Source organism: Okeania sp. SIO2B9 (genome assembly GCF_010672505.1).
Lineage (GTDB): Bacteria > Cyanobacteriota > Cyanobacteriia > Cyanobacteriales > Microcoleaceae > Okeania > Okeania hirsuta.
Genome location: NZ_JAAHGK010000753.1, coordinates 1 through 3,862, shown reverse-complemented (window position 1 = coordinate 3,862; position 3,862 = coordinate 1). Strand labels below are relative to the sequence as shown.

Genomic DNA, 3,862 nt, shown 5'->3' with positions numbered 1-3,862 from the left:
TTGAGCGATCGCTAACAACAAAATGAACAAATTTCACCCTACCTAGCTAAGGCCAAAAAATCACCTTCACCATCATCATAACTATTAAATACTCCCCACTAAATTCAAGAAATTCAACTACCCTTGCTGAAAAAAAAGAGAATTAACTCCAAATATTTTTGTTCTTTATTTAGTCAGAACAAATCATCAAACAGAGATATTACCGTTATCTATCCAACTACTTATTGATGATTTTTACTCAAAAAATTCCTCCGATAATTTAGCCTTGATTTTATTCCTTCATTCTTGAGCGATCGCTACCAACAAAATGAACAAATTTCATCCTATCCAGGCAAGGTCAAAAAATCACCATCACCATCATCATAACTATTAAATACTCCCCACTAACTTCAATAAATTCAGCAATAAATAAATAGTAGTTAAAAATTTAAGCCCAGCAAAGTTTGCCGTCATTGATATAACACTAAAAATTAGTTACTCTTACTGATTTTCAGAATTAATACGATTCATTTCCCAAGTAGTATAAGTACCAATTGGACTCCAAAATATATAAGGTAATAATAATATTCCAGCCCAACTATTAATTTGCCAGACAGTCAAAATTAGTATCAGATTTAATACAAAACCCGTTCCTCCAATAATTGTTCCTACCTTCAAATTTTGCATCCAAAACATCACAGGTGTATAGGCTATTGTCACAATTTCTAACAATAAATATAATGCCATTAATAACCAAGTTTTTTTAGTTCCTGGCTCCTGTTCCCAGATAATATATGCAGACCAAGCACCACAAATAAAAATTATCGTCCAAATGCTAGGAATTGCTCTTTCAAAAGTTAACCAATTAGGTCGTTGTAGATGTCTAAACCATTGGATACCTCTAGACGGCGTAAAAATACTACTACTGAATGCTATTAAGAAAGTAACCGCACCAATTATCATCCAAGATTTAATCATTTTTTTTATAGTTTATAATTCATAGCAATACAAAATCAAATTATCAGTATTCAGTATCTAGCTAGTTATAGTTTTTCTATTTTAGCCTTGATATTTTACTAAAGTTTGGGAGCCCTAACCAAGGAAGCATTAAGCCAGAGTCTAAGCTTTTATCTAATCAATTACTATTTTTAGGAATCCTAAATCATTCATAGTAATTTGATTGTTCTCAGTTCCCTCAAAGTCTAAAATCTTTCACAAATTGAAGAAGATTGCTATCTTCAATAAGATTGCTATCTTGATCAGAATAACACTCTATTCCTACTATTTATGAGGAGTATTAGGTTTAACAAAAGATGCAATCTAAACTCAAAAAACTCTGATGTAAAACCCACCCCCATAACAGTAAACTATTGCTAAACAAATTAACTAACCAAGTCGATGATTTTGTTCTAGTTCAATACTAGATTCATTCTCATTATCTTTAGGAACAAGAAAATTACCATTTTGAGGCTGTAAAACAGCTTTAATTGTTTTCAGAAAACGATTTGATGAAACTTTACCATTAAGTCTTTGACGCTCTTTTACCTTCTTAATAAGATGTCGCATTACAGATACATCTAATTCATCTATAAAATGGTCAGCTATTTTTTCTCCCATTAAATCAATTGCCTCAGAATACTGCTTTTTTAACATCTCTATGGCTGCATACTCTTCATTATTAATTTCCTCTGAAGTCTTATTTATTGCATCATAATCATTACAAACAAAATTTTCTGTTCCTTGATGTTTTTTTGCCGAATTACTTACATTTGTATAAATATTATTTTCCATCATATTTTCACCATTTTCCTGAGTAAACTTTTGTGTTGGAATTTGACGACGATCTATAAAACTTTGATAATCGATAATACTCATGCCAAGATTATAAATATGATGATGTACATGATCTATTAGATCCACTTCATCTGGATTGTAGTAACCACGATTATTGTCAATACCATGTAATTGTGCCCAACGTTTTAGAGTTATTTCATCGTCTAAATTGTATCTCTCTAACATTTGACTGGTAGTTAGCTCGCTTTGTGGTGTTACTTTAAAATCACTCATTAATTAATTCTCCTTAACATTATTTGATTCCTGTATATTATAGATTTTATATTAGCATCAAATATCGATTTCAACTATAATAGCTGGATTGCCACAAAAAAATAAATTAGTTTGATAGAACTTTATAAATACTCTTGAAAATAATAATTAAGCTTAATTAATTTACCAGATTAATCTTAGACAAAAAGTATAGAACCTCACATCTATGACTAAGGAAGAAGTAAGAGGGAAGAAGGAAGAAGTAATAAACAAATTTTGAAGAAGGCAGAAGGCAGGAGGGAAAATTAGACCAGGATCTCTTCTAAACGTCACTTCGTATCTTATAACCCCAACCAATTTTAAGCACCCCCCTTTCAACAATTAATAATTAATTATTAATTATTAACAATTACCTCTCCTTGAAAAGGATAGCATTGACGCGGTAGGGAAAATTTTTTCTTTTTTCTCCTTTAAAGAAGAGGCTTTAAACCTTAATTATTCCGCAAGGCAAGGTATTAAACCCATGATAGAAAAGATCAAAGAAGAAAAAGCAATCGAAATAGGTTGCTTATAGGATTAGATAAGTTCTTTTTATGCCTAATTTACAGTCTTTTTTTTGTAGGATTCTTTTTTGAAATTGATATAACATATAGATAGTGTTTATAGATGAGTTGTAGATATTAGGCTATAATTTATTCCTACTAAAAACTCTCTTGATTCACGGTCACTATTCTTCATAATCTCTCAAAAAATTAATTTTCTGTTTATAACATCTGGAAACACTTTAACATCATCTATAATTAAAAACTAAGCCTTTTACTGCAATAACTATTACTATGCCTGTATACGATTATTTTTGTCCAACTAATCAGCAAAAACTAGAAGTTTGGCACAGTATAAATGAAAATATTACTACTTGGGGCCAGTTATGTAAATTAGCTAAATGCGACCTTGGTGACACCCCAGAAGACACTCCTGTTAAACGTATGATTAGTGCCCCTAGAATAATAGTAGAAACAGGCATCAGCGATTTAAAAAGTCAAGGATTTAGTAAATTAGTAAAAAGAGACCAAGGAATCTATGAAAATATCACAGCAACAGGCGATGAAAGTCCCATAGTAAATATCAACGACCATAGTACCTATCCAAATTTTAAGCAAAAACTAGGAGACTAAATATCACAAAAAGCTTTCTAATTTTTACTCCAATAATTTTATCCAAAAATAAAAATTAGAAAATCAAAATCATGGTTTATTACATCAACAAGCTACTGCTGTTATAAAAATTTTGATGGTTGCTTAATATTCATATATAGCAATTCCCAAGAACCGTGAAATACAAAATTCGCTTGTTTCAGGAAGTAATGAGTATTAATGCGGGAAACAGGGAATAACGATGCGACCCCGCGTCGGAGACAGACCACAGGGAATGCGCATCAAGACAGAAAAGAAGAAAAACAACAGTATCTCAGTAACTTGATAAGCACTATATATAGTCGAATAATGTATTAATAAGTAGAATATATTAACAAGTGTTTTTTTCTATATTAAACATCTCCAAAAATCAAAAATAAAATCAATTATCACACAGCAATTATCAATTATTTCCCCCTACTGCCTACTGCCTACTCCCTGCTCCCTCTTTTCTGGAGATGTCTATTGATTTATGACTAATTCAAATTCTAGTCTTTTATTCCTATTAAAAAAACACAATTTCCAGCCTTATCTACAACGTTTTTTGCAACTACCAATAGTCAATCTTACTATTGGTATCATCATAATTTTGTCCGTTATATTAACCATAGTAGAATTATCTATACCTGAAAAATAACCCTATC

General features: G+C 30.8%; 3 protein-coding genes. 1 reads left to right on the top strand and 2 read right to left on the bottom strand.

Translation table 11 applies throughout. The features are described from left to right. Window positions 1–480 precede the first annotated feature (480 nt). Both F6K13_RS22820 and F6K13_RS22815 read right to left on the bottom strand, forming a co-directional pair. On the bottom strand, window positions 481–957 hold the full coding sequence (locus F6K13_RS22820) for a TspO/MBR family protein (protein WP_124144059.1): 477 nt from the start codon (window positions 955–957) through the stop codon (window positions 481–483). Between the two features lie 408 nt (window positions 958–1,365). Continuing rightward, on the bottom strand, window positions 1,366–2,046 hold the full coding sequence (locus tag F6K13_RS22815; RefSeq protein WP_124144060.1) for a hypothetical protein: 681 nt from the start codon (window positions 2,044–2,046) through the stop codon (window positions 1,366–1,368). An 815-nt stretch (window positions 2,047–2,861) separates the two neighbouring features. On the opposite strand from F6K13_RS22815, the gene F6K13_RS22810 reads away from it, so the two are divergent. Then, entirely contained in the window at window positions 2,862–3,200 is a 339-nt protein-coding gene (locus F6K13_RS22810; RefSeq protein ID WP_124144061.1) for a zinc ribbon domain-containing protein, read from the top strand. The last annotated feature ends 662 nt before the right edge of the window (window positions 3,201–3,862 follow it).

Coding starts and splice junctions, on each gene's coding strand:
- F6K13_RS22820 (WP_124144059.1), bottom strand. CDS start 957: ATGATTAAATCTTGGATGATAATTGGTGCGGTTACTTTCTTAATAGCA.
- F6K13_RS22815 (WP_124144060.1), bottom strand. CDS start 2,046: ATGAGTGATTTTAAAGTAACACCACAAAGCGAGCTAACTACCAGTCAA.
- F6K13_RS22810 (WP_124144061.1), top strand. CDS start 2,862: ATGCCTGTATACGATTATTTTTGTCCAACTAATCAGCAAAAACTAGAA.